Here is a 4,005-nt window from a genome sequence, read left to right as displayed (position 1 = left end):
GCTTCGACCGTTTCTCGGTCGCGGGCCATGATCGTGGCGGCCGTGTCGCCTTTCGGCTCGCGCTTGATCACCGCGAACGCGTGCAGCGGCTTGCCGTCCTGGATGTCGTTCCTATTGCCGACGCCTGGGAGCGCGCCGACAAGAACCTGACGGTCGGCTATTGGCCGTGGTCGTTGCTTGCGCAGCCTGAACCTCTTCCCGAGCGGTTATTGTCGGCAGCCCCCGACGCCATCATCGACAATGCGCTGCATGGCTGGGGGTCTTCGGCCGGCAGCTTCAGTCCGGCGGTGCGAGCAGCCTATATCGACGCGTTGAGCGATGAGGCGCATGTTCACGCGATCTGCGAGGAATATCGTGCGGCCGCGACACTCGATCACGCGCACGATGTGGCGGACCGTCGTTCCGGCCGCCGAATTGACTGCCCTGTGCTCGTGCTCTGGAGCGGTCGCGGCCCCCTCAACGCGTGGTATGCGAGCGAGGGCGGCCCCTTGGGGCTCTGGCGGGCGTGGGCAGATGACATCGACGGAAAGCCGCTTGATGGCGGGCACTTCTTCCCGGAGGAGCTTCCGCAGCAGACTGCGTACGAGCTGAACCGGTTTTTTGGAGGCGGTGGATAGGACCAGCGTCTTGGCAGTGCTGCTTCCTTCGACAGCACGGTCTTGGCAAGCGCGAGGGCTGCCCCCTTGGGGCGAACGGCGATCGGAAGCAAACATTACGCCCGCGCCAGTCGCGCGGGCGTGATGCGTCTTGCGTACTACAGAATGCGTCAGGATCTGTGCGGACAGACCATCGTCAGATTGAGCAGCGTCGGCTTGTCCGAGCCCTTCTTGTAGTCCCACTCCAGCCGGATCTCGTGCCGGTGCGCGAAAGCGTCGCTGGCTTCGTGGGTGATGATCTTCGTCTTCATCGGGATTGGCGGCTCGGAGTTGAAGCATTTCCGGACGCAGGCATCGAGCAGATCGCATCGCGTCAGCGGAATGACGCCCGGCTCATCCCTGGACAGGGGGACTGTGTTCGGCTGGGTGCTGAGGTCGACGCGGGCCCGGCCCTTTTCCTTGTGCCAGTACTTGGCGCTGCCCTGCGGCCAGTTCGATGCCGGGTTCAGAATCAAATGGTACTGGCCGTATTCCAAGGTCGGCAGGTCGATGTCCTCGGACTCCTTGAGCTTCGCGACGCTCTTCTTCATGTTCGCCAAAGGATAGTAATTGCTATTCATCAAGTCTCGAAATGCCTTGCCGCTATATACCAGTCCGGCCATCGCCTCTTTCCTTCATATGTCTGTTTGTCAAAATCTCTGGTGCGGTGGCCGAAAATACGCGTCACGCTACGGCCGATCACGCTGTTTGTTGTGCGCCCTCAACGCTACCACTCAGGAATGTATTTCGTCCAGAGAGCCTCCATCCCGTAACGTCGCCTATGTCGCAAGCCCAATTGCCATGCACTTTCCTATAGGTATTGTTGGGTCGAACGCCTCGCGGGGATTGGGGTGAGGCTGCCGAGGCAGTGGTTGAAGGCGCTGGAATGCATTGCTTCGCTTGTCAGTCGGCGATTGGTCCGGGCGACCGCTGGTGCTCCAAATGCGGAGCGGCGGTGCGCCAGCCCGTCGACCCCGACAGCGAACGACGCTTTGTGACGATTCTGCGTGCCGACGTCGTCGATTCCACAGGTCTTGTTGCCGAACTGGAGCCGGAGGCGGCGGTGTCGCGCCTCGAGCCTGCTCTTGCGGCGATGAGAGGCGCGGTGCGCCAGTTCGGCGGCATCGTCAGCAAGGAGTTGGGTGACGGGTTGGCCGCCGTCTTCGGCGCCCCGATCGCCGACGACAACCACGCGCCCTTAGCCTGCCACGCGGCCATCGAGCTGGTCCGGCGTGTTGGCAGTCTGGGCGATCCAGGACTTCAAGTCCGGGTCGGCCTGCACTCGGGTCATGTGGTGGCCTACATGGTCGCGAGCGAATTTTCCAAGGTCTACGAGATCGGCGGCGCAGCCCAGCACCTCGCGGCTCGGCTGGAGACGGCAGCCGAGGCGAACCAGATCTATGTCTCCGAAGCCTGCCAGGAGCTGGCGGACGGACACGTCCGCTTTGAATTCCTTGGCCGCAAGGCGCTCCGTGGTTTCGGCGAGCCCCTGCCTGTCTACCGGGTGATGGGTGCGAGTGATCTGTCGAGCTGGCGGGTCCGACGTGCGCGGAGCGTTTCCAGATTCGTCGACCGCACGACGGAGCGGGCGTTGTTGTGGCGCGCTGCGGATAGGGTTGCTGCCGGCCGGCAGACGGTTCTGCTGATGGGTGACGCCGGCATTGGCAAGTCTCGGCTTGCGCATGAATTCGCGCAGGACCTCCGGGCTGGCGGCTGGCGGCTGATCGATGTCGAGTGCAGCCCAAATCTCCAGGGTGCGCCGTACAGCGCGCTCAAGCGCCTGTTGCTCTCGATCCTCGATACGTCAGCAAGAGATCAGACCAAGACGGATGATCCCAGAGACGAATTGCCGGTGGTGCAACAGCGGGCTCTCGACGCGATCCTGGATTTGCCGGTTTCCGATCCGCAATGGGATGAATTGGAGCCTCACGCGCGCGGTCGTGCGATTTCAGACGCAAGCTGTGCGATCATCGAGAGCGTCGCCCGTCGTCAGCGTACGATCCTTTTGATTGAGGACCTGCACTGGATGGATCGGGCCAGCGATGCGGTCGTCGCGACCCTTTCGGGGCTGCAATGCCCTGATTTGCTTGTGCTGCTGACGACGCGGCCCAATGGAATGCCGGTGTGGATCGCGAGCTGCCGCGCGGAAATCGTGGCGATGCGGCCTCTCGATGACAATTCGGGGCTGGCCATGCTCGCGGACATGCTTGGTCCCGCCACGACCAACGAAGACCTGAAGAATCGGATCATCTCTCATACGGCCAACGTTCCGCTGTTCATTGAGGAGGTCTGCCGCAGTTTGAAGGACAGCGGCATGCTTCTTGGCCAGTGGGGCGACCTTTCCCTTGCGCGTCCTGTGGACGAACTCGGCATCCCCAGCAGCATTCAGGGTGTGATCGCGGCGCGGCTGGATCGTGTGTCACGACAGGAACGATCGCTTCTCCAGATCGCCGCGGCGCTTGGACCCCGGGCCGACCAGGCCACACTGCGAAGAGTAGCGGCCGTGCCGGAAGACGTCCTGCAGGATTGCCTCACCGCGCTCGACCGGGCCGAGTTGCTCGTCAGGATCGACAGTGAGTTGGAGGATTCGCTCGAGTTCCGGCACGAGATGGTCAGGCAGGTGACCTACGATTCGATGGTCGAGAAGGTGCGGGAAAGCATCCATGCCAGCATTCTGGCGGCTCTCGAGACCGACGAGGCGTGGACCGACGGTCCGGATACGCTCTGCTATCACGCGACCCGAGCGAAGGATTGGCGGAAGGCTTTTCAGCATGGCAGGAGCGCGGCTCGAAAATGTCTGGTGCGCTCGGCCTTTGCCGAAGCGGTCGATTATTTCGAGATCGCGATGGGTTCTCTCGACAAGATCCCGGTGACGCACGCGCGCGAAACGGACGCCATCGACCTGCGGATGGAGGCGCGATTGGCCTTTGCCGGGTCGGGGCGTGTCGCCGAAGCCCTGGATTTGGGGAGCGAGGCCGAACGGCGAGCCGATGCGATTGGCGATATTGAACGCAAGGTCGCGGCCATGACCATGAGAGCGGGTGCCCAGAATTTCTATGGAACGCCGGTTGAAGCTGTCACGATCGGGGAAGATGTGGTGCATCTGGCGGAAAGCTCGGGAAATCCCGCTTGGCGTAATCTCGCGCAATACAGTCTCGGGCAGGCCTATTTTCTTTCCGGCCGCTACGATCGCGCCGAGAAGATGCTGGCCACCGCCCGCGTCCACCTTGCGGGTCTGACCGCGAGTGCTCCGATCGGCACGACCCCACGATCTTTGCTCCTGCTTTGCTGCATGATGAACAGCGTCACTCACACGGTGATGGGCCAGATCGATGCCGCCGAGCAGCTCCAGCAGCAAGCCGCAGCGATC

Annotated in this window: 3 protein-coding genes; 2 read left to right on the top strand and 1 reads right to left on the bottom strand. The window is 62.7% G+C overall.

Translation table 11 applies throughout. The annotated features are described in order from the left end of the window. Positions 1–617, top strand: a 617-nt coding sequence (locus IVB32_RS25705; protein WP_247411787.1) for an alpha/beta hydrolase, incomplete at its 5' end; no start/stop codon positions are given. 149 nt (positions 618–766) lie between these two features. Here IVB32_RS25705 and IVB32_RS25700 read toward each other — a convergent pair. Further along, on the bottom strand, positions 767–1,258 hold the full coding sequence (locus IVB32_RS25700) for a hypothetical protein (protein ID WP_018459438.1): 492 nt from the start codon (positions 1,256–1,258) through the stop codon (positions 767–769). Positions 1,259–1,521: 263 nt separating this feature from the next. Here IVB32_RS25700 and IVB32_RS25695 point away from each other — a divergent pair. Next, positions 1,522–4,005, top strand: a 2,484-nt coding sequence (locus IVB32_RS25695) for an adenylate/guanylate cyclase domain-containing protein (protein WP_247411784.1), incomplete at its 3' end; no start/stop codon positions are given.

The organism is Bradyrhizobium sp. 23 (genome assembly GCF_023073295.1).
Taxonomy (GTDB): domain Bacteria; phylum Pseudomonadota; class Alphaproteobacteria; order Rhizobiales; family Xanthobacteraceae; genus Bradyrhizobium; species Bradyrhizobium canariense_D.
The sequence above is the reverse complement of the archived record's forward strand: the minus strand, read 5'-3'. Positions and strand labels throughout refer to the sequence as shown.